Here is a 22328-nt window from a genome sequence, read left to right as displayed (position 1 = left end):
GCCCCGGGCCGGCTACAGGTGCGTCGGCTCGAACATTCTCAGCAGGGCCGGAAGCACGACGACCGACGGGCCGGGGGCGGCCAGGGCCTTCGCCAGGTCCGCGGCCAGTGAATCCGGCGTCGTACGGACGGCGGGGACGCCGAAGGACTCGGCCAGCGCGACGAAGTCCGGACGGGCCAGTTCCGTCGCCGTGGCCTCGCCGAAGGCTCCCGTCATGTACTCGCGCAGGATGCCGTAGCCGCCGTCGTCGACGATCAGCCAGGTGACGGGCAGGCCGTACTGGCGGGCGGTGGCGAGTTCGGCGATCGAGTACATCGCACCGCCGTCACCGGAGACCGCGAGCACCGGCCGCGTGGGGTCGGCCGCCGCCGCGCCGATGGCCGCCGGGAAGCCGTAGCCGAGGCCGCCCGCGCCCTGGGCCGAGTGCATCGTGTTCGGGTGGCGGGCGTCGAAGGCGGACCAGGCCCAGTAGGCCAGGATCGTCATGTCCCAGAAGCTGGGCGCGGTGTCGGGCAGCGCCTCGCGGACCGAGGCGAGGACCCGCTGCTCCAGGGTGAGGTCCTGGGCGTCGATCCGGGCCCGGACCTTCTCCAGCACCGTTCGGACCCGTTCGGGCGCGGTGGCGTCCGCGCGGGCGTCGACCGCTTCCAGGAGGTCGGCGAGCGCCTCTCGGGCGTCGGAGTGAATGCCGAGCGCGGGATGGTTGGACTCCAGCTTCCCGGCGTCGGCCTCGATCTGGATGATCCGGCCGCGCGGGGCGAACGTGTGGTAGTTCGAGGAGAGTTCGCCGAGTCCCGAGCCCACGACGAGCAGCACATCGGCGGACTCCAGGAAGTCCGTGGTGTGCCGGTCCTCCAGCCAGGACCGCAGCGAGAGCGGGTGCTCCCACGGGAACGCGCCCTTGCCGCCGAACGTGGTGACGACCGGGGCGCTGATCCGCTCCGCGAGCGCGCGCAGCTTGCCGGTCGCGTCGGAACGTACGACTCCGCCGCCCGCGATGATCGCCGGGCGCTCGGCGTTCGACAGCAGATGGGCGGCGGCCACGATCAGTTCGGGGCGCGGGTACAGCTCTCGCGGGGTGGCGTCCATCGCGCTGACGACCGGCAGCACGGTCTCGGCCAGCAGCACGTCCTGCGGGATCTCCACCCAGACCGGGCCGTGCGGGGCGGTCAGCGCGGACTCCCAGGCGGCGGCGATCGCGGACGGGATCTGCGACGCCGTACGCACGGTGTGCACGGACTTCACGATGCCGCGGAACGACGCCTGCTGATCGCGGAGTTCATGCAGATAGCCGTGCCGGCCGCCGCCCAGACCGGCCGTCGGGATCTGGCTGGAGATCGCGAGCACCGGGGCGGACGCGGCGGCCGCCTCCTGGAGCGCGGCGAGGGAGGTGAGCGCGCCGGGGCCGGTGGAGAGCAGCAGGGGCGCCACTTCCCCGGTGATCCGGCCGTAGGCGTCGGCGGCGAAGCCCGCGTTGTTCTCGACGCGCAGGCCGACGTACGAGAGGGAGGAGCGGCGCAGCGCGTCGAACATGCCGAGCGCGTGCTGGCCGGGCAGCCCGAAGACGGTGGTCGCACCGAGGCCCTGGAGGGACTCGACTACCAGGTCGCCGCCGTTGCGGCCCGGCGGGGGGTTCAGAGCGGCCTCGGCCTGGGCGGGCGTGAGCTGAGGCCGGTCGTCGTGGTCGTGGCTCACTTGGCGTCGGCCCCGTTCGCCGTCCTGGCCGCCGCGATCTGGCGGGACATGATCGTGGTCAGCTCGTACGCCGTGTGGGAGGCGGCGACGGAGGTGATCTCGGCGTGGTCGTACGCGGGCGCGACCTCGACCAGGTCGGCGGAGACCAGGTGGCAGGAGGCGAGGCCGCGCAGGATCTCCAGCAGCTCGCGGGAGGTGAGGCCACCGGCCTCGGGGGTTCCGGTACCGGGGGCGTGCGCCGGGTCCAGGACGTCGATGTCGATGGAGATGTACAGCGGCCGGTCCCCGATGCGCTGGCGGAGCTGGTCGGCGATCTCGTCGACGCCGCGCCGCATGACGTCGGCGGAGGTGACGATGCCGAAGCCCATCTTCTCGTCGTCGGTCAGGTCCTGCTTGCCGTACAGCGGGCCGCGGGTGCCGACGTGGGAGAGGGCGGAGGTGTCGAGAATGCCCTCCTCGACGGCCCGCCGGAACGGGGTCCCGTGGGTGTACTCGGCGCCGAAGTAGGTGTCCCAGGTGTCCAGGTGGGCGTCGAAGTGGAGCAGCGCGACCGGGCCGTGCTTCTTGGCGACGGACCGCAGCAGGGGCAGCGCGATGGTGTGGTCGCCGCCGAGCGTCATCAGCCGGGCGCCGGTGCCGAGCAGCTCGTCGGCAGCGGCCTCGACCGTCTCGACGGCCTCGTTGATGTTGAACGGGTTGGCGGCGATGTCACCGGCGTCGGCGACCTGCGCGAGAGCGAACGGCGAGGCGTCCTGCGCCGGGTTGTACGGGCGCAGGAGGCGGGACGCCTCACGGATCGCGTTGCCGCCGAAGCGGGCGCCGGGCCGGTAGGAGACCCCGCTGTCGAAGGGCACGCCGACGACGGCGACATCGGCGCTGCCGACCTCGTCGAGCCGGGGCAGCCGGGCGAACGTCGCGGGCCCGGCGTACCGCGGGACGCGGGAGGAGTCGACGGGGCCGCGCGGCGATTCGTTGCTGCTCATGGGTGGAGTGCCTTTCCTTCGGGTGGTGCGCGCTTTGTGGGCGTTAGTACGTTATTCAGTGTGCGGGCTGCGAGGGGGGCCGGGGTCGCCCGGCAGCCGCTTCCTGTCCTCAATCGCCGGACGGGCTGGGTCATGACGCCCACGGGCGCCGCGGAGGCAGCGGCCCCCTCCGCACCGGTTCCGTCCTCAAACGCCGGACGGGCTGGTCAAGCTCAGGGGGGCAAATCAAGCCCGTCCGGCGATTGAGGACATCTTTGGAGCTCCTACGTGGTGGCCGGTTCGCGCGACGGGGCGTCCGGCTCACCGGCCCCCCGCCCCGCCACCCGCTCCCGCCACGCACTCAGCACCGCCGCATCCGTAGGCTTCGTCGCCAGCGAGACGATCACGTACACCGCGAACGAGGCCAGCAGTCCGTAAAGGACCGGCTCGTTCGCGAGGATTCCGTAGCCCGCCATCAGCCCGATCACCGCGACCCCGCCCACCGACACCGCCGCCAGCGCCCCGGCCGCCGTACCGCGACGCCACAGCAGGCCGCCCAGGATCGGCACCAGCAGCCCGCCGACCAGCAGGTTGTACGCGACGGTCAGGGCCTCGACGACGTTGTTCAGCGCGATGGCGATGAGGATGACGGCGCTGCCCATGATCAGGATGAACACCCGGTTGCCCCGGACCTCGTCCCGCTCCTCAGCATCTCCGCCCCCACCCCCGGCCCCGCCCCCGGCAACCGCTCCCCGCAGCCGCGACCAGATGTCGTTGTTGGCGACGGTGGCGCAGGCGATCAGCGCACCGGAGGACGTCGACATCACGGCGGCGAGTGCCGCGGCGAGCACCAGCCCGCGTACCCCCACCGGCAGCTCGTCCTTGACGATGGTCGCGAACGCGGCGTCCGCGCTCGGCAGCTTCGGATACATCACCTTGGCCGCGGTGCCGATGACGGCTCCGGCTATCGCGTAGACCAGACAGTACGTACCGGCGACCGTCCCGCCCCAGCGCGCCGTCCGGTCGCTGCGCGCGGTGAACACCCGCTGCCAGATGTCCTGGCCGATGAGCATGCCGAAGGTGTAGATCAGCACATACGTGAAGATCGTCTCGCCGCCGATGCCCAGCGGGTCGAAGTACTCGGTGGACAGCTGGGCCTTCATCTCGCTGAAGCCACCGGCCTTGACGACCGCGATGGGCAGCAGGAGCAGCAGCACCCCGATGGTCTTCACGACGAACTGCACCATGTCCGTGAGCGTGATCGACCACATGCCGCCGAGCGTCGAGTACGCGACGACGATGGCACCGCCCAGGACGATCGCGACGGTCCGGTTCATATCGAAGAGGACGTCGAAGATGGTGGCGTACGCGATGGTCGAGGTGACGGCGAGCATCAGCGTGTAGGCCCACATGACGACGCCCGAGATGAGCCCGGCCCGGCCGCCGTAGCGCAGGTCGAGCATCTCGGAGACGGTGTAGACCTTCAGCCGGGCGATCCGCGCGGAGAAGAAGACGGACAGCGCGAGCAGGCCGAGGCCGATGGTGAAGACCATCCAGGCGCCGGAGAGCCCGTACTGGTAGCCCAGGCCGACGCCCCCGATGGTGGAGGCGCCGCCGAGGACGATGGCGGCCATGGTGCCGGAGTACATCCAGGGGCCGAGGCGGCGGCCCGCGACCAGGAACTCGCTCTTGGACTTGGCGCGGCGCATGCCCCACCAGCCCATGGCGAGCATGCCGGCCAGGTAGACGACGATCACGGCGTAGTCGACAGCCATGGGCTTCCCTCCGTCTCGTACAGCGGGTTCGGATTCGGGTTCGGGTTCGGGGTTCGGGTTCGGGGTTCGGGTTCCTGCGTGGTGAAGACGGTAGGTGGCCGGGAAGCGGCGCTGAAGTGTACGTTTCATCCATTCTTGACGCGCTGACTGGATGGACCATCCATGCCGGACTCCCCCGCCGGGCCGCCCACCCCGCCCATCCCCCTGTCGGAGCTCCTCGCCAGGGCGGAACTGGGGCTGCGCCGGATCGCCGGCCCGGACCACGCGGACCTGCTGTGGGTGCACACCTCGGAGATGGCCGACCCGTACCCGTATCTGCTCGGCGGTGAGCTGCTGCTGAGTGCCGGGGTGCTGCTCACGAACCCGGAGCGCTACGTCGCCCGGCTGGTGGAGGCGGGGGCCGCGGCGCTGGGCTTCGGGGTGCGGCCGGTGCACGAGACGGTGCCGCAGGCGTTGGTCGAGGCGTGCGACCGGCACGGTCTGCCGCTGCTGGAGGTGCCGCCGGACACACCGTTCACCGCGATCGCGCGGGCGGTGTGGCGCCTGATGGCCGAGGCGCGGCACCGCGAGCTGCGTCGGGTGACCCGCGCCCAGCAGGCGCTGGCGACGGCGGCGGCCCGCCCGGACCCGGTGCCCGCGGTGCTGCACCAGCTGGCCGCACAGCTCGCGGGCCGGGCCACGCTGCTGACGGCGGAGGGCGAGGTCCTGCACACGGCGGGGCGCCGCCCGGCCCCGGAGGCGGGGGAGGCGCTGACGCGGCTGGCCAGGGTGGTCGCCCCGGGAAAACCGGCCACCCCGCACTCTCCCTCCTCGCCCCCGTCCGTTCCCCTGTCCCCGGCTCCCACCTCGGCGACGGACACGTGCGGCGACGCGCAGCTGTCCGCGTACGCGCTCGGCGGCGGTCAGGGGCTGGTCCTCACCCTCGCGACCCGGCAGCGCGAGGCGGGCGACCGGACCGTGGCCGGAATCGCGGTCGTCCTGCTGTCGCTGCTGGCCGCCCCGCACCAGGGCGCCGACGCGGCGGGCCGTTCGGCGGCGCTCGTACGGATGCTGCTGGGCGCGACTCCGCACGACGTGGCCCCGCTCCTGGGCGGCGAGGGCCCATGGACCGTGGTGCACGCCCGCCGCGGCGACGGCGCCACCGCCGACCCGCTCACCGCCGGGGCCCTGGGCGCGTCCCTCGGCTCGGCCCTGGTCGACGCGGGGAAGGGCCGCGACGCGGTACGGGTCCTGCTCACCGGCCCCACCCCGCTCACCCCGCAACCGGGCTGGACCCTGGGCGCCTCCGACCCCGTACCCGTCACGGACCTCGACACCGCCGACACCCGGGCGGCCCGCGCCCTGTGCCACGCCGAGGCGACCCGCACCCCGCTGAAGGTCCACTCCCCCGCCTCGGGCCTCGCCGCCCTGATCCCCCCGGACCGGGCCGCCGCCCACGCCCGCACCCTCCTCGCTCCGCTCACCGCACCCCTGGCCGACACCCTGCGCTGCTGGCTGTCCCTGCACGGCAGCTGGGACCGTACGGCGGTGGCCCTGTCCGTCCACCGCAACACCGTCCGCCAACGCATCGGGCGGTGCGCGGAGTTGCTGGCCATGGACCTGGACGACATGGACGTACGAACGGAGTTGTGGTTCGCACTGCGGCGGACGTGAGACCAGGGGCGCGGAATCGGCCGGATCCGCCCTGCTCGGGCGACCCTGAGGTGTACCCCGCACCACCCCATGGCCTATGTTGCAGTGGCAAAGGGGGAGCGCATGGCACGGGATTACGACAGTCAACTGCTGGAGTCGGTCGGCGTACGCCGACGCAGGATGCGAGACGCCCTGCTGTTCGGTGCGCAACGCGCTCGGCGGACGGCGGACGAACGGCTCGGGAAGGTATTCGCGGGCATCGCGATCACCGCTGTCCTCTGCGCCGGCTGCGTCGGCTGGTCCTTCCTCCAGCACACTCTGGACAAACAGAAGGCTGAGCAGCAGAAACAGCAGCGGCAGGCCCAGCAGTACGAACAGCCGACGAATTCGTCCGGCACGGACAAGCAGCCATAATCCGGTGCGGGCGACGGGGCGGCCGGGAATTCACGGGCTCCGTTGCGGGCAAGATATCGCCTGATATGACCTGCTCCAGGAATTCGGAAAGAACACCCGGTTCACTTTTGCCCAATTGGCCCGAAATTTCGGAAAGTCGCGATGATAGGTTTCCGTAAGTGGTGAGCACAGCAATGACTTCCCGGGCGGAACTGAGCCGCGTGACCCTGGTCGGGGAGCGACGCCGGGCCGACATCGTTCTTCCCTCCGACACTCCCATCGGTCAACTCCTTCCGGACATCCTCCAATTGCTGGACGACCGGGCCGCATCCCGCCCGCTGACCCGGCAATTGATCACCTCCGACGGTTCGGCGCTGCCCCACGACAGCACGCTGGCATCGGCGGGCATCAGCGACGGGGCGGTGCTCCGGCTGGTCAGGACTCACGCCGCGCCTCCCGCCCCGGTGGTCCACGACGTCACGGATCAGGTGGCCGACAACCTCGGCCTGCGGGCCTGGCGCTGGCGTCCGGCGGCACGGCGGGTCGGTGCGGGGGCGACAGCCGTGGTCTTCGCAGTGATCACGGCGCTGCTGGCCCGCCGTGAGTTTCCGCTCGCCGCACTGGCCGGCGCCCTGGCGGCTGTCACCACCGTCCTCCTGGTGGCCGGAGCACTCGTCGCCCGGCTCGGGCAAAGCAACCGCGGGCTGGCGACCGCCCTGTTGATCATCTCCGGTGCGCTCGGCGTCCTGACGGCCTGGACCGCCGCCGACGCGCACGACTGGTCCGGACCCGTGCGGCTCGCCGCCGTGGCCGCGGCGGTGGCCCTGTCGATGACACTGCTCGGCTTCTTCTCCCCGCTCGGCCGCGGCGGCCTCATCGGCGCCGTGGCCACGGCCGCCGTCACCGCGGTGTGGGAGGGCGTCGCCGCTGTCGAGTCGGAACCGGCCCGGCTCGGTGCCGTCATGGCCGTGTTCTCCGTGGTCCTGCTCGGGATGCTGCCCCGGCTCGCCCTGATGGCGTCGGGGCTCACGGCACTCGACGACCGCCGCTCGGGCGGGGTGTCGGTCAGCCGTCACGACGTGGGCAACGCGCTGGCCGGCACGCACCGCGGTCTCGCCCTCGCGACGCTCGTCACGTCGGTGTCGGCGGCCGCGGCGGGCTGGCTGCTCACCCTGGCCGCACGCCCGACCGTGTGGACCGTCCTGCTGCCGTCGCTGGTCGCGGTGGTGCTCCTGTCGAGGGCACGCGCGTTCCCGCTGGTGGCCGAGGTGGGGGCGCTGTTCGCCGCCGCAGCGGTTCTCCTCGTCCGGCTCGTGACGCTCTGGATGGAACAGGCCGGTGGCGCCGGACCCATCACCGTGCTCTGCGCGGCGGCGCTGCTGCCCCTGCTCGCCCTGACGGTGGAGCCGCCCGAGCACGTACGGGTACGGCTGCGGCGGACCGCCGATCTGATCGAGTCCATCGGCATGGTGGGGCTCTTCCCGCTCGCCATCGGCGTGTTCGGCATCTACGGACAACTGCTCAACAAGTTCTGAGATCTCTGACATCACATGCGCGGGCGCTCCGGGCGGGGCATCGAAGCGGAGAAGAAGGGCAGACATGCCGCACGCGGACAACTGGCAGGGCGATGTACTGCGCGACCTGAGGGGCGCGCCCCCGCAGAACGCGGTGGGCCACGGCGAGCAGGCGTCAACAACGCCCACCCGGACGGGGGTTCACGAACAGGTGGCGCACGCACAGACACAGGCGCACTCACAGGGGCAGGGGCAAACGCCGGCCCCAGCACAGCCACAACCCCCGGCATCCGCCCCAGCACCGGAACCGGAGCAGGCATCGGCCGCTCCCTCGCCCCCGCCCGCCACGCGCCCCCCGATCACCCGGCCTTCCCAGACCCCCGATTCACGGGCCGTGGTGGACAGTGCGCTGGCCGGCGCGGTCCGCCGCCCGCGGCACGGTGAACCGCTCGCCGCACGTGCCTCGCGCGCGCTGCGCCGCGTCGTCGCCTCGTCGGCGGCGCGCGAGGTCGCCGAGATCACCCGGACCGCCGAGATGCTCCAGCAACCGGTGACGACCGGCCGACAGATCGCCGTCACGTCCATCCGGGGCGGCGCGGGCAAGACGACCGTGGCCGCCCTGCTCGGCACGGCCTACGCGCACTACCGCCAGGACCCGGTCCTCCTCGTGGAGGCCGACCCGGCGCTCGGATCGCTGCCCCTGCGGCTGGGCGCCGAGACCCTGCGGTGGACCACGGCCGATCTGGCGGACATCGTGGAGCCGCAGATGTCCCTGCTCGACGTCACCGGCTATCTCGTCCAGCTGCCCGGCAACGCCTGGCTGCTGCCCGGCAGTCGGGGCCAGATCGGGGCGATGCTGGACACGGCGACGTACGGACGGGTGATGGTGGCGCTGCGCCGCTACTTCGGTGTGACCGTGGTCGACTGCGAGACGCTGCCCGCCGAGGTCGCCCGGGTCGCGCTCTCCGCCGCCCAGGCCCGGGTGCTGGCCGCCCCCGCCACGCTGGACGGCGTCACGAGCACCTACGCCGTTCTGCAATGGATGCGGGGACTGCCCCAGCACATGATCGCCGGTACGGTCGTCGTCCTTTCCAGCATGATGGCGCGCCCCGGGATCGACGTGGAAGCGGCGGCCGAGACGCTCAGGTCCACCGGAGCGGGCGTCCATGTCCTGCCCTACGACCGGCACCTGGCAGCCGGTGGGGCGCTGCGCACCGAGTTGCTCGCCCGGCCGACTCGCCTGGCTGCCGCCCGGCTCGCCGCCGACGTGTTCCAGCTCTCCCAGAAGCGCCGGTGATCCGGATGCCTCCCCAGCAGAACGAGCAGCACCAGCCGCACCAGCCGCACGTGAACGACGGGCGACGCCGATGAGCACCCGACTGATCCACCGCCCCGCCCGGACCACCCGCCCACCCGCCACGTCCGCGCCCCGCACCATCGAGGCCCCGCCGAACCTCCCCGAGGGGAAGGCGGGCAACATCGCGATGTCCTTGCTGCCCGTCGCCGGGGTCATGTCGTCCGTCGTGATGATGACGGTCGTCCGCAACAGCCAGTTCGCGGCACTCGGCGCGATCATCCTCGTGGTCACGATCATCGGCTCCGTGGCCCTGCTCTTCTCGCAGCGCGGCAAGGCCCAGCGCACCCGGCGCACCCAGCGCGAGGCATACCTCGCCTACGTGGAGGACCTGCGGGAGGAACTGTCGTCCGAGGAGCGGGAGCGGCGCGAGCGCGCCGACGTGCTCAACCCCTCGCCGTACGCGCTGTACGACATCGTGCGCGATCCGGCCCGGCTCTGGGAGCGCCGTCGGGCGGACGACGACTTCCTGCGGGTGCGGGTCGGCACCGGCGAGATGCCCGTACGGGACCTGCGGGTCGCCGAGCAGGGGTCATCGGTCCTCACGCCGCCCGACCTCTTCATGCTCAACGAGGCGTCGGCACTCATGAACCGCTTCCGCAACGGGACCGAGCTGCCCCTCACCGTCCCGCTCGACCGGGTCGGCAACATCAGTGTGATCGGTCCGCGTGCCGACTGTCTGCGGCTGGCCCGCGCCCTGCTGGTCCAGGCCGCCGCCCTGCACGCTCCCGACGACGTGGCCCTCGCCGTCGCGGCGCCGGGTGACCGGATCGCGGACTGGGAATGGGCCAAGTGGCTGCCGCATCTGCTCGATCCGGAGCGGTTCGACGGTCCGGTCGCCGCCCGCCGCATCGCCCCGTCCGCACCCCAGCTGGCCCGGCAGCTCGGCGCCGAGCTGCGCCGCCGGGCGTCCTACGCGGCCGAGGTCCGGCGCGGCCTGGCCGGCAAGGACGCGCTGTCGATGAACTCCCGGCTGCTGGTGGTCACCGACGGACACGGCGAGGACGCCGTCGACCTGCCGCGCCCCGACGACGCGGTCGGTCTGCGGGAGATGGGCGTCACCGTCCTTCATCTGCTCGAACAGCGGGTGCAGGAGCCGGGGCACGTCAACGTACGCATCACCGTCGACGGCACCGATGTGACCATCGAGGACCTGCGGGCCGGGGAGCCCATAGAGGCCCGCGGCACCGTGGACGAGGTCGGCATTCCGTTCGCCGAGGGTCTGGCACGGATGCTCGCGCCACTGCGGCTGTCCGCCGAGTCCCTGGTCGACGCCCCGCTGTCCGGTCCGGTCGAGTTCGCCTCGATGCTCGGCATCCACGACGTGGCACAGCTCGATCTGCCGCAGCTGTGGGCACCGCGCGGCGAGCGGGCGTTCCTGCGTGTCCCGATCGGTATCAGCGACTCGCACGAGCCTGTGCTCCTGGACCTCAAGGAGTCCTCGGAACTGGGGATGGGCCCGCACGGCCTGTGTGTCGGCGCCACCGGTTCCGGAAAGTCGGAGCTGCTGCGGACCCTCGTCCTCGCCCTGGTGGCCACGCATCCGCCCGAGGACCTCGCGCTGGTCCTGGTCGACTACAAGGGCGGTGCGACCTTCGCCCCGTTCGCGGACCTGCCGCACGTGGCGGGCGTCATCACCAACCTGGAGAACCAGGCGGGCCTCGTCGAGCGCGTCCACTCCTCCCTCGCCGGTGAGGTCAAGCGCCGCCAGCAGGCGCTGAAGGACGCGGGCAACGTCGCCGACATCGGGGACTACGCGGCCCTGCGCGCCGAGAAGCGGCCGGACCTGGACCCGCTGCCGCATCTCTTCGTGGTGATCGACGAGTTCGGTGAACTGCTCACCGCCAAGCCTGACTTCATCGACCTGTTCCTGTCCATCGGCCGGATCGGGCGCTCCATCGGTGTCCATCTGCTGCTCTCCAGCCAGCGCATCGAGGGCGGCAAGCTCAAGGGCCTGGACACCTACCTCTCCTACCGGCTCGGTCTGCGGACCTTCTCCGCCGACGAGTCGCGCACGGTGCTGGACACCACGGACGCGTTCCACCTGCCGCCGCTGCCCGGCTTCAGCTACCTCAAGGTCGACACGAGCCATTACACCCGGTTCAAGGCGGGCTATGTGTCCGGCGGCTACCGCGGCCCCGTGCGGCGTTCCGAGGACGAGGAGACCGGGCCCCTCGCGCTGGCGTACGAGGCGTTCAACACCCTGGCCGGTCCGGACACGGCTCAGCCGCGGGAACCCACCTCCCGGCGCCGCGAGACCGGGCCGACCGAACTCGGCGTCATGGTCGCGCAGCTGACCGGTGCCGCCCCGCCGGTACGCGGCATCTGGCTGCCCCCGCTGCCCGCGGCCACCGCCCTGGACACGGTGGCCGGTCCGCTGGACATCGGCCCGCACGGCATGCGGCTCGCCGGGGCGCGTGCGGAGGGCGGGCGAGCCGGTGCCCGTCGGCAGGGCCCCCTCCTCGTACCGCTCGGTCTGCTGGACGACCCGGCCAAGCAGTGGCAGGGCCGGTGGTTCCTGGACCTCACGGTGGCCGGGGGCCACGCGGCCGTGATCGGCGGCCCGCAGTCCGGCAAGACGACACTCCTGCGCACCCTCGTCCTCTCCCTCGCGCTGACCCACACCCCGCAGGAGGTCGGCGTCTACGGGCTCGACCTGGTCGGCGGCGGCCTGCAGGCGCTGTCGGACCTGCCGCACGTCGGCGGCATCGCGGTGCGCGCCGACCGGGAGCGGGCGGCGCGCACCGTCGAGGAGGTCCGGACCATGCTCGCGCTGCGCGAGGACCTCTTCCGCGAGTACGGGATCGACTCGGTCGAGCAGTTGCGCACCCTTCACGCGGCAGGCCGACTGCCGCAGCTCGCCTCGGCCGAGATCCTGCTCGTCATCGACGGCTTCGGTGCGCTGCGCGATGACTTCGAGGAACTGGACGACGCGATCGGTGACATCCTCAAACGCGGCGGCGGCTACGGCATCCACGTCGTCGCGGGCATGCTGCGCTGGAACGACGTCCGCATCGCCGTCCAGTCGAACTTCGGCACTCGTATGGAGCTTCGCCTGAACGATTCCGGTGAGTCGAGCATCGACCGCAAGCTCGCCGGGACGCTGTCGCCCGAGGAGCCCGGCCGGGTCCTCACCGACGGGAAGCTCTTCGCCCAGGTGGCCCTTCCCCGTACGGACGGGGTGACCGACACGGCGGACCTGGGTGCGGTCCTGGAGCGCACCGCCCGAACGCTCCGTGCCACGTGGAACGGTGAAGTCGCCCAGCCGGTACGGGTGCTGCCGCACATCCTGGAGCCGCATCTGCTGCCGGGACCGGCCGCCGAGCCCCGGCGGGTGCCCATCGGGCTCGACCAGAGCGCGCTGGCGCCCGTCCTGCTCGACCTGTTCCACCACGACCAGCATCTGCTGGTGATGGGGGACAGCGAGTGCGGCAAGACGAACCTGCTGCGGACGGTCGCGCACGGTCTCATCGACCGCTACGGCGAGGACGATCTGGTGTTCGCCGTGATGGACCCCCGGCGCTCTCTGCGCGGGGCGGTTCCGGAGAAGTTCAACGGGGGCTACGCGTACAACTCCAAGCTGTGCGCGGGGCTTTCCGCCGGGATCGCCACCGAGCTGGAGAAGCGGCTGCCCGACGAGAACGCGCGCCTGGAGGACCTGGAACCGGGCAGCTGGGGCAAGGGGCCGCGCATCGTGGTGCTGGTCGACGACTACGACGTACTGACGACCGCGGGCCAGTCGCCGCTGGCCGCGTTCCTCCCGTACATCCCCTCGGCGGTCGACATCGGCCTCCACTTCGTGCTGACGCGGCGCGTGGCGGGTGCCTCGCGCGGCATGTACGAGCCGCTGGTGCAGGGGCTGCGGGAATCGGGGGCATCGGCGCTGCTGATGGCGGGCGACCGCAGCGAGGGCCAGCTGTTCCCGGGGGTGTACGCGTCGCAACAGGCGCCCGGCCGGGGCGTGTTCATCCGCAGGGGTCAGCCGAACCGGCTGATCCAGACCGTGCGCTCACCGGGGTGAAGCACCCGATGAGCCACCGACGCCGAACGACGAAGGACCGGACGACCCCATGACCAAGGACGTCATCGCGCTCACCACCCGCATGCCCGATCCGTGGAGCGTGCTCGCGGGTCTGCTCTCCGGCGGCCCGGACAAGCTGGTCGGCACACGGGGCGAAGGGGCCGTGGTGCAGCTCTGCGACGCGCAGGGGCGCCCGCTCGTCTCCGTCGAGGCACCGCTGCTGGTGGCCGTGGAGGGCGAGGCGGAACGGCTGCTCGGGGCCACGCCGCCGCCGGTGCCGTACTGGTGGACGGAGGCCCGCGCCACCACCGGGGTCGCGGAGGCGGAACAGCTCGCGGGCACGTTCGCGGCGCGGCTCGCGGCGCTCGTGGGCGGCTCCGCCTGGCCCGCGGACGCCGCGGACTCGCTCGCCGTGGTGAAGACCGACGGGGTGAGCGTGGCCCCGTCGCCCGCCGCCGCGCAGCCCGCCATCGACGTACTCACCGAAAAGGTCGCCGTCGTCATCCAGGACCGCCCGGTGGTCGCGATGACGGCCTGGCTCTCCGACGCGTTCCGGGCGGCGGCCGGGGCGGGGCTGGGGCTCCAGATCGTCAGCCCGGCGGGCACCACGCTCTCCCCCGCCGTACGCGACAGCCTCGGCGGCCCGCCGTCGCGGTGGATCGTGCAGGACGAGCGGGACGGGTACTACGACGGCCTGACGGGTGCCGTACTGCGCTGGCAGGACGGCATGTTCGCGCCGGTCGCCTCCCCGTCGGCGACGGACGACGACCCGCACACCCCGGTGGCGGCCGCCTACCAGGAGGCCGCGGACACGGGCGAGCGTCAGCTCGCCCTGACCTTCCGGATGGTGCACCCGGCGGACGAGCGGCTGGTTCTGGGCGGCGGGCTGGAGTCGGTATGGCGGGAGCTGACCGGGAAGCCGCCGGCCGGATGGGGCACGGCCGAGCCGGCGAACCTGCCGTGGTCACTGCGCCGGCTGACCGACCTCGCGTACGGAAGGGCTCCGGAGCCCACCTGGCTGGTCGTGGTCGGCAACGGCGACCGGCCGGGCATCGCCACGGTACGCGTCACCCGTACGAAGGCGGGCGTGGAGGAGCACGTCACGCTGGCGTTCGGCTACGGAAGCGGCGAGGAACCTCCGGTGGAGGCCCTGACCGGGGTTGCCGAGACGCTTGCCACCCGGCACCGCCTTCAGTCGATGCTCGTACAAGTTCGCAAAGCCCGACGCGATGTGGCCGTACCCGCGCGCTTCGAGGGCCCGGGAGTTCCGCTGGCCTTCGTGCTCGGCCCGGAGGAGGTGCGCGGGATGCCCGGCGACCGGGCACGCCGCACGCCGCTGTCCGAACCGCCCGTCCCGCTCGGCCCGAAGTCCCGGCCCGCCCTGTACTACCCGTTGCCGGGGGACCCTTCGGACTTGTCGGGCTGGCAGGACTTCGAACTCTTGATGCGCCATCTCAAAGGCGCCTAGCGGTCTCGGTCGGATGTCATGAGTCAGCCCATAGGCAAGTCTGGCCGATTGCAGATTGCAGTAGCGATGCGGAGGTTGATAGATATGAACGTGCAGACGATCTTTCGACGTGGCGGGGGAAACTGATGAAGTTCGACATGGGGGCGTCGGTCCTCTCGAACCTGTTGTCGCAGTCGCAGGGAGCGAGTACCGACCTCGGCGTCCTGATCCGGCAGCTGATCGCAGCCGCGGAGCCGCTGGAGGGCAAGTTCAACGGCGCGGGCAAGGTGGCGTTCGACGACTTCAAGAATCGCTCGGACGAGATCACGGCGGCGTTGAACGCTTCGCTCTCCGGGATCCTGGGCGGTCAGTCGGGGATGGACGCGGCGTTCGGTTCGGGTGACCAGGAACAGGGCGAGAACGCGCGGACGCAGATGGCGTCCGCGAATTTCGACGCGGCGCGTTTCTCGGGCCGCTGACACCGGCCGGTCTGCGGGTTTTCGTTTTCTCACGGGGAGTGATGGTTGATGGCGGGCAACAGTGACCGGCGTTCGTACGACACGGGTGCGTCGACCGAGGTGCAGGGCAACATCCAAGTGGTGATCGCACAGTTGGAGCAGGTGATCACCGCGCGGGACACCCAGGTGAAGGCGGCGATGAACGACTTCGCGGCCGATGGCGTGGCGGATGAGTACCACGGCAAGGAACTGCGCTGGAACGCGACCTCGCAGGAGGTCAGGAACATCATCCAGCTGCTGAGGACGACGCTGGAGAAGAACGACGGCACCGCCCAGCAGACGCTGGCGCGGGCGAAGGCAGCGGTGGACGGCATCGGCTGAGTTCGCGCTCCGCGGGTCGTGATGTGTTGGTTCGGGTGTTCAGGGGGGCGGGGCTTCGATGGTGGCGTGGGATATCAAGCCGCAGGGTGTTCAGGGTCAGTTGAAGGTGGTCGGCGGGCATGCCGGTGACCTGGAGAAGGCGTTGAACGCGATGGTCAAGGCCATGTCGGAGGCAGCGCAGGCCGCGGGTACGGCGGTGCCGGGCACGGCGGCCAGCACCCCCCTGCAGGGCCCGGTGGCCCCGGGGCAGGAACTCCTTTCCCGAACGGCGATGGGCCCGGTGGCCGCGGCGCTGGGTGAGTACCTCAAGGAGCGTCAGCCGCAGCTGACGTCGGTTGCGGAGCGGATTCAGGCCGCCGTGCTGGGCGCGGCCACGGCGACGAACGAGTACGTGGAAGGCGACCTGGACACGGCCAAGCAGGCCCAGGACGCGGCGAAGTCCGTCCGGCTGGATCTGTTGAAGGATCTGGGGGGCCGCAAGTGAGCGAGAACGATCCGGTCGCCCTGGAAGGGATCCCGGTCTTCACTGGGAACCTCGCCCTGCTCGACACGCAGGTGACCGCCCTGACGAAGAGCGGGGCGACGATCTCCACGACCGCCGGTGACGTCCACAGCAGCTTCGGCGGCCTGCAGGCCTTCTACCGGGCTCCCGAGGCGGAGCAGTTGTTCGCGACGACGAAGCCGATCGCGGATACCGGGCTTTCCCTGAAGTCGGACCTGAGCACCATCGCGAACGCGCTGAGCACGTATTCGGACGACGCCTACCCGCTGGTCGAAAAGCTCAAGGAACTGAAGCGCGACGCCGGGGCCTTCCTCGTCAAGGCCAACGCGGACGACAAGTGGCGCGAGGACGGCGATCTGGTCGAGGAGAACAACAACCGCCACAACGAGATCGCCGAGACCTGGGCCGCGTTCCAGACGGTGGAGAGGGCCTGCCACGCCAAGATCGTGGCCCTGGTGGGCGGCACCCCACTCAAGACCGACGACGGCTCCGGCAAGGAGGGCACGTACGGCTACGACGCCGAGGCCCTCAAGCACGCCAAGGGCCTGCCCTGGGGCGACCCGGTCGAGGAGTCCAAGCCGTGGTGGCACCTGGGCGAGCACCTCTGGGACTTCACCAAGGGCGTCTTCGTCGACGGCGTGTGGGGCACGATCAAGGGCCTGGGCACCCTGTTCGGCACCGACGGCTGGGACGCGGCGAAGCAGGCGTGGAGCGGACTGCAGGACCTCACCACCGGCGTCATCCTCACCATCGCCGCGCCCGGCCTGCTCTGGGCCACCCCGGAGGACCGCCTGCCGGGGTTCGCCCGCGACTCGCGCCGGGCGATGAAGGAAACGGGCAAGGCGCTCCTGGCGTGGGACCAGTGGGGGGAGAACCCCTCGCGGGCGGCGGGTGCGGTGACATTCAACGTCCTGACGACCGTCTTCACCGGCGGAGCCGGCGGCGGAGTGTCCGGCGTGGGCAAGGCGGCCGTCGCGGCGAAGGCGCTGTCCTTCGCGGGCAAGGCGGGCCGGATCATCGACCCGATGACGTACGTCTTCAAGGGCGCGGGCGCGGGCCTGACAAAGATCAGCGACGTCATGGCCGGCCTCAAGGGCTCGGGCGCCGTGGAGATCCCGAAGATCGACGAGGGTGCGTTCAGTCTGCCCGAGGGCTCCCTCACACGGCCGGACGGAACGATTCAGCTGCCCAAGGACACCCCCGTCCCGGCCGGGGCGACCGAACTCGTCGATGGCGCCATCAAGCTCCCCGAGGGCACGGTCACCCTGCCCCCGAACACCGTCAAGTGGCCTTTCGATGACGGACCCGCGAAGTACGCCGACATCGAGGGCAACCTCTACAAGGAGGACGGCACCCTCTTCCAGCGGGCCGACAAGGCCAAGGTCGAAAAGGCCCCGGACACGGCCCTGGACACGGAACAGCCGAAGGTGGAGGTTCCGGTCCGCCAAGAGGCACCGGTCCTGGCCGGCGTCGGTGCCCGCGGAGGCGACGACGCCGTTCGACTCGGCAGCGAGATCTCCGACCCGGTCCGTACTGGGGACAATGGCGTTCACGTCACGGGGGGATTCGACAACACCCCTGGGGGCCGGGGCGGCGACCACAGCGAGCCGCGCGGCCACGTCGGCGGCAACCTCCCACGCAACGACGTGACCGACACCCCTCGCGGCGGCCCGTCCCGCCCCAGCGACACCCCGCTCGCTACGGGACCCCGTCCGGACGCCCCCGGCCCCGGCGCGCGCCACACCGACGGCCCCGCCCCGGGAAGTCACGGCTCCGAAGGCTCCGGCTCGGGCGGCGGCCGCGGCGCGGACGACGCCGTTATCCCGGGCGCCCGCTCGGACGACGCCATGGGCACCAGCACGCACAACAGCGACCAGGAGCTGACCCCGGAGCGGCGCAAGGAGCTCCAGCAGAGGCACGTCGAGCTGGCGAACGCCGACAAGGCCTGGCGACTGGAGCGCTACAACAAGCTTGGTCGCCGTAGGCGGATCGTCAATCTGGAGGACGGTGTCGAGCTACCGCAGTTGACCTTGGACGCCAACGGCAAGTGGATCGCCATCCACGACCTGCCGACCGGACCGCGCGAGACGAGACTCAGCCCCACATCACTGGGCACCAGCTCGGTCCCCGATGGAGTGCTGCCCGAGCTGAACAAGGTCTCCGGTGACCGCCGAGTGTCCGTCGACCTCAACAACGCAGAACTGAAGCTGAAAGAGGAGGGCACGTCAGCACGCCTCGACGCCGTCAAGCTGGCACGAGCGGCCTACGACACCCGGCTTCCCGGTGTTCCCAACAACAGCAAGATTTCAGAGGCGTTGGGCAACCGGGCCGCAGTGCTCCACGTCATCCCGCACGAATTTCCCCCGGCAAAGGTGATCGACCTCCCAAAGACGCCCAACGGCGCGAACATGTTCGATGGGGCGTACGAGCTTCCCAACAATGAGCGCCTGATCGTGGAGGAGAAAGCTCCGTCCAACGATCCCGACTGGCGCCAAGGCAAGGCCGACCCCGACCCGCACAACCTGAGCGACCACGGCGGTGCCCAGGGCATGCGAGTGCAGCAGGGCACCAAGCCATACATTCGAACGATCCTGGCCGAGATGACATCCCGTGGTGGAAAGGAGGCCGAGATCGCCGCGGATCTCCGCGCCGCACTGAAAGCGGGCAAGCTGAGGTACGTCCTGGTCAAGGCAAAGGAGGACATCAACGGCCTCTACGCTGGAGCAGTGATAGAGCAATTCAAGATCTAACTGGAGGAGAGCAGATGGCAACGCGCATTCCCCGCCATGACTTCCGCACGGACAACGCCGCGGAGGCCATGAAGCCTGTCATCGCGGCCGCACAGGAGGCCATCGCGGGCATCGAGACGTCCGAGGACGACCGCTACGACGCCCTGACGTTCTCACTGGGGGCGGCGAAGTGGCACTGCCTTCCGGACCCCACAGCGGGCGAACTCGACACATGGGAGTCATGGGTCCTGGCCATGCAGGTCGGCTCCGCGCTCTTCCTCGCCGGTACCACGCAGGAGAGTACGGTGGCCTGCCGCGTCGGAACCCTTGACGAGGTGCGCACACTCCCCCGGACCGGCCCACAGGACTACCTGCACGCTGGGAACTGGCTTACCTCCTTCTACCTGGCGGTAATCTGCCGCGAGAACGACCGGGTGAGCCAGCTGGCTCAGGTTCCGGTGTCATTCCTGCGTGCTTCAGGTGCGGAGTTCGATGAGTACGTCTATGCGTGGATCGAGACACTCCAGCACCTCTGGTTCGGCCGCGCGCAGGTCTGGGACTCCCTGGTCATCGCCGTCCAGGGCACCGCGCCGGAGCAGGCACGGATCGCCGACACCGAACTGATGCTGAAGATCCTCTACCCGCCACTTGAGCTCTTCCAGCTATACCTGCGCAGGGAGAACCAGGCATTCACCGAGTCCCTGGTGGGGGCTCTGATGTGGCACAAGGAGTACTGGACAGCAGACGAGGCCCGCTCGTTGAGCGGCGACGGCCTTGTCGCCCTGGGCCCGTTGGCCATCGCCTGTATGGCGCAGGACGCGGGCATGCCGGTCGAGGTCGAGTCCGAGTACCTTCCAAAGCACCTCCTCCAGCGCAGCTGGATCGGCGAATTCCCCACCTGAGGACACACCGAGTTACGCGCCCCCGGTGGTTCGTTGTTGCGTTTTGGAATGTATACGTAGCTCTGCCATAGGTCGACCCAATGAGTGCCTACTGGATCGAACCTCGCATCTCAAAATCTTCGCGGGTGAGAGCCCGTGACCACAGCCATTCCACGTCACACCGTCTCCCGGTAGCATCCGCCTGGGCGAGAACAACCAATTTCCGATCACACACTGCATATGCTGGAAAGAGTCAACAAAGCGTCATTCGCCCTGGAAAGGGTGAACCGAATTCATTGATCGACACGACATGATGCGGCCAGACCCCGAGCCGTACGCAAGACGACCGGGCCAATACTTGGCCGATCGGGTGGATGTTCTCGAAGAGTCAGGCGAGTACAGGGCAGACTCTTCTGGCTGGACCGGCTGCAAAAGGGGCACGATAGTGGACTGATCCCCTCAGCGGCGCTCACGGAACTCCGACAAGTACCGAGCGGCACCATCGCCGAACGCATTACCGGAACCGCACCTACGGTGAAAAGTCAATTCTGGGTACTGCGCCAGTTGGTATCCGAATAACCCGGGGAAACGGTCAGACACCCTCTGGGTGGCCATTGATCTCGCGGTGTCGAGGGAGGCTTCGGTTCGGGCTTGGCGTGCTGGCGTCGACTGCAGGACGGGAACGGGTTAGGTGTCGCGAGTGGTGGTCGGCTCCAGCCGCGTGCGCGTCATGACAGAGGGAGCCAGGCAGACCCGAGATCCATCGAACATGGCCGGGTCACATCGAAACACCACCTGATCACCGATAGACGCGGCGACGAAGGGACTGAATCCCAATGAAAAATCAGACCGCGACCTCTCTGGTAGAGAGAATCTCCGCCATCGATTGGCAAGCTGGCGAGTGTGACTTCACCCACGGTGCATCACGATCCCGCCTGATGCGCGAGTACCTCCATCGAGCCGCACTCTGGGTTCAGGAATTCCAAAAACATGCCGATCGTTCGATTTTCGATGTAAGTCATTCAGAGCGATGGCCTTTCTTTGATATGGCACGAAGTGTAGATCCTTCCGCACGCCCGGATCCAGACACCACAGCCCGCCTTGATGCCTTTCTGTTCGATCAAGCAAGCGGCCCACTGGTCGGGAAAATCTGTCATGCCGCCTTGAACTGGACTTCACTATCGACCGCTTCACTTTCAAAGTATCCAAATCTACCTGCCCCATTCGAACCATTGATCGTCCTTTTTGAAAGAGGTGGCGCGTTCTGGGTCGAGAATGGTTTCACTGATTTCATCACCCATCGCGTCCGCTTGACGACGCGGGAGGACCACATCGATAGCGAGCCGCTGAGCTCACTGGACAACGAAAACCTCGACTCACTGGACGAAGATCAATAACTCTGATTCCATTCGACCTGTGATCAACATTAGCCCCGGCGGCAGTGCACGAACTTCACTGAGCCCACCGGCTCCTGGCCAGCGGTGGCTAATGAATGAGTTCTGGATTCTGTGCAGATCGGCACCCGAATAACCCGGAAAAACGGGCAGACATGCCCTGGATGCCAATTGATCTTGCAGTGTCGAGTGGGACTTCGGCTCGGCCATGGCGTGCTGGCGCCGACCGCGGGACGGGCACGGGCAGATATCGCGAGTCACGGTCAACTCCAGGCACCCGGCGATTCGACATCAGCAAGGGTCCTCTTCCGTGACCACTACCATCGCCCGGCATAATCTGCCCGCAGGGCGCGATGCCGAACAGCTCTCGGAGGGGCTCAGCGAAGACCTGGCAGAGGGAGTCGATCGCCCTGAGGGAACAACGGTGCTGATCGATTCCACGTTCAGCTCTGCTGTCATGTCCCTGCGTGCCAGGTGCGGTATCGACCCCGGTCGGCAGCTGTTGAGCCGTGGGAGGCCACGGTCAACGCGATGCAAGTGGGCTCGGCACTGTTCGCCGCAACCGGTGTGAGTGAGGGGACTGTCGAATGCCGGATCAACCGGAAGCTGCGAACCATCCCGGCGACCGGCCCGATGTCGGCAGCCGACGCGGCTACCTGGCTGACAGCGTTCTGGCTGGCTGTCAGCTGCCATGACCAGGAGCGCATGACGCAGCTCAGTGAGATCCCGCTGGAACGGTTGCGTTCCCCGGAAGGGCAGTACGACGAGTACATCTACCACTGGGTGGACGTACTGCAGGGCTGGTGGCTCCGGCAACCCGGGCTTGCGGACAAGCTCATCGCCACGATCGAGGCATCCGACCCGGCGGTGGCCCGCATCACTCCGGAGGACCTGTTGCAGGGCCTGCTCTACCCGCCGATCAACCTCTTCTACCACTACGTCCGCAGGCACCAGGTCGGCTTCGCCCCGCCCTCATCGACGCGCTGGAGCTCCGCAGAACTTACTGGACACTCAACACCGTCCGAAGACGCATCACCTACGTACTCGGCGAGCGTCCAGCAATTCTTGCGTGGCAGGTCCGGCAGCGACCCGAGCACCAGCGCACCCTTGCCCGGCGCCGCGGATCCACCCGAACCAACCACCCCGCGAAACGGCACATCAGTAACTCGAACATGTCCTGCCACCGGGCT

At 69.8% G+C, this 22328-nt stretch carries 15 protein-coding genes and 2 pseudogenes; 13 read left to right on the top strand and 4 right to left on the bottom strand.

The annotated features are described in order from the left end of the window. Positions 1-12 precede the first annotated feature (12 nt). The 3 genes from OG413_RS17665 to OG413_RS17655 all read right to left on the bottom strand — a co-directional run bounded on the left by OG413_RS17665 (position 13) and on the right by OG413_RS17655 (position 4432). On the bottom strand, positions 13-1695 hold the full coding sequence (locus OG413_RS17665; RefSeq protein ID WP_266806681.1) for a thiamine pyrophosphate-binding protein: 1683 nt from the start codon (positions 1693-1695) through the stop codon (positions 13-15). Then, positions 1692-2678, bottom strand: coding sequence for an agmatinase (speB, locus tag OG413_RS17660; RefSeq protein WP_266806679.1), 987 nt, complete (start codon positions 2676-2678; stop codon positions 1692-1694). Before speB ends, OG413_RS17665 begins: the two co-directional genes overlap by 4 nt. A 263-nt stretch (positions 2679-2941) precedes the next feature. After that, positions 2942-4432, bottom strand: a complete 1491-nt coding sequence (locus OG413_RS17655) for a sodium:solute symporter (RefSeq protein ID WP_266806677.1) — start codon at positions 4430-4432, stop codon at positions 2942-2944. Positions 4433-4594: 162 nt separating this feature from the next. Here OG413_RS17655 and OG413_RS17650 point away from each other — a divergent pair, with 162 nt between their 5' ends. The 13 genes and pseudogenes from OG413_RS17650 to OG413_RS17590 form a co-directional block, all read left to right on the top strand. After that, entirely contained in the window at positions 4595-6085 is a 1491-nt protein-coding gene (locus tag OG413_RS17650) for a PucR family transcriptional regulator (RefSeq protein ID WP_266806675.1), read from the top strand. 102 nt (positions 6086-6187) lie between these two features. Beyond that, on the top strand, positions 6188-6478 hold the full coding sequence (locus OG413_RS17645; protein ID WP_266806673.1) for a hypothetical protein: 291 nt from the start codon (positions 6188-6190) through the stop codon (positions 6476-6478). A gap of 173 nt (positions 6479-6651) precedes the next feature. Next, entirely contained in the window at positions 6652-7992 is a 1341-nt protein-coding gene (eccD, locus tag OG413_RS17640; protein WP_266806671.1) for a type VII secretion integral membrane protein EccD, read from the top strand. 64 nt (positions 7993-8056) lie between these two features. Next, positions 8057-9268 carry a MinD/ParA family protein gene (locus OG413_RS17635; RefSeq protein WP_266806669.1) on the top strand — a complete coding sequence of 404 codons (1212 nt, stop codon included), beginning with the start codon at positions 8057-8059 and terminating at the stop codon, positions 9266-9268. A 70-nt stretch (positions 9269-9338) separates the two neighbouring features. Continuing rightward, the gene (gene eccCa / locus OG413_RS17630; protein WP_266806668.1) at positions 9339-13346 is read left to right on the top strand and encodes a type VII secretion protein EccCa; all 4008 of its coding nucleotides are present in this window, start codon (positions 9339-9341) and stop codon (positions 13344-13346) included. Positions 13347-13395: 49 nt separating this feature from the next. Continuing rightward, positions 13396-14814: a DUF6177 family protein gene (locus tag OG413_RS17625; protein ID WP_266806666.1), complete on the top strand. Its 1419-nt coding sequence runs from the start codon at positions 13396-13398 to the stop codon at positions 14812-14814. 125 nt (positions 14815-14939) lie between these two features. Continuing rightward, positions 14940-15272 (top strand): hypothetical protein, encoded by a 333-nt coding sequence (locus tag OG413_RS17620; protein WP_266806665.1) that lies wholly within the window; start codon positions 14940-14942, stop codon positions 15270-15272. Between the two features lie 48 nt (positions 15273-15320). Beyond that, positions 15321-15632, top strand: a complete 312-nt coding sequence (locus OG413_RS17615; protein ID WP_266806664.1) for a pore-forming ESAT-6 family protein — start codon at positions 15321-15323, stop codon at positions 15630-15632. A gap of 58 nt (positions 15633-15690) precedes the next feature. Continuing rightward, positions 15691-16116, top strand: a complete 426-nt coding sequence (locus tag OG413_RS17610; protein WP_266806662.1) for a DUF6507 family protein — start codon at positions 15691-15693, stop codon at positions 16114-16116. After that, positions 16113-18884 carry a hypothetical protein gene (locus OG413_RS17605; protein WP_266806660.1) on the top strand — a complete coding sequence of 924 codons (2772 nt, stop codon included), beginning with the start codon at positions 16113-16115 and terminating at the stop codon, positions 18882-18884. The genes OG413_RS17610 and OG413_RS17605 overlap by 4 nt, the downstream gene beginning before the upstream one ends. A 14-nt stretch (positions 18885-18898) precedes the next feature. Next, positions 18899-19765, top strand: a complete 867-nt coding sequence (locus tag OG413_RS17600; RefSeq protein ID WP_266806659.1) for an immunity 49 family protein — start codon at positions 18899-18901, stop codon at positions 19763-19765. Positions 19766-20580: 815 nt separating this feature from the next. After that, entirely contained in the window at positions 20581-21141 is a 561-nt protein-coding gene (locus OG413_RS17595) for a hypothetical protein (protein ID WP_266806657.1), read from the top strand. 528 nt (positions 21142-21669) lie between these two features. Continuing rightward, positions 21670-22041: pseudogene (locus OG413_RS17590) on the top strand (immunity 49 family protein); the annotation flags it as partial. 107 nt (positions 22042-22148) lie between these two features. Here OG413_RS17590 and OG413_RS17585 read toward each other — a convergent pair. Beyond that, positions 22149-22297 (bottom strand): annotated as a pseudogene (locus OG413_RS17585) (IS701 family transposase); the annotation flags it as partial. Positions 22298-22328 lie beyond the last annotated feature (31 nt).

It is taken from the genome of Streptomyces sp. NBC_01433, assembly GCF_026340105.1.
Lineage (GTDB): Bacteria > Actinomycetota > Actinomycetes > Streptomycetales > Streptomycetaceae > Streptomyces.
Note: the sequence above shows the minus strand (reverse complement) of the source record. Positions and strands in the feature narration are given on the sequence as shown.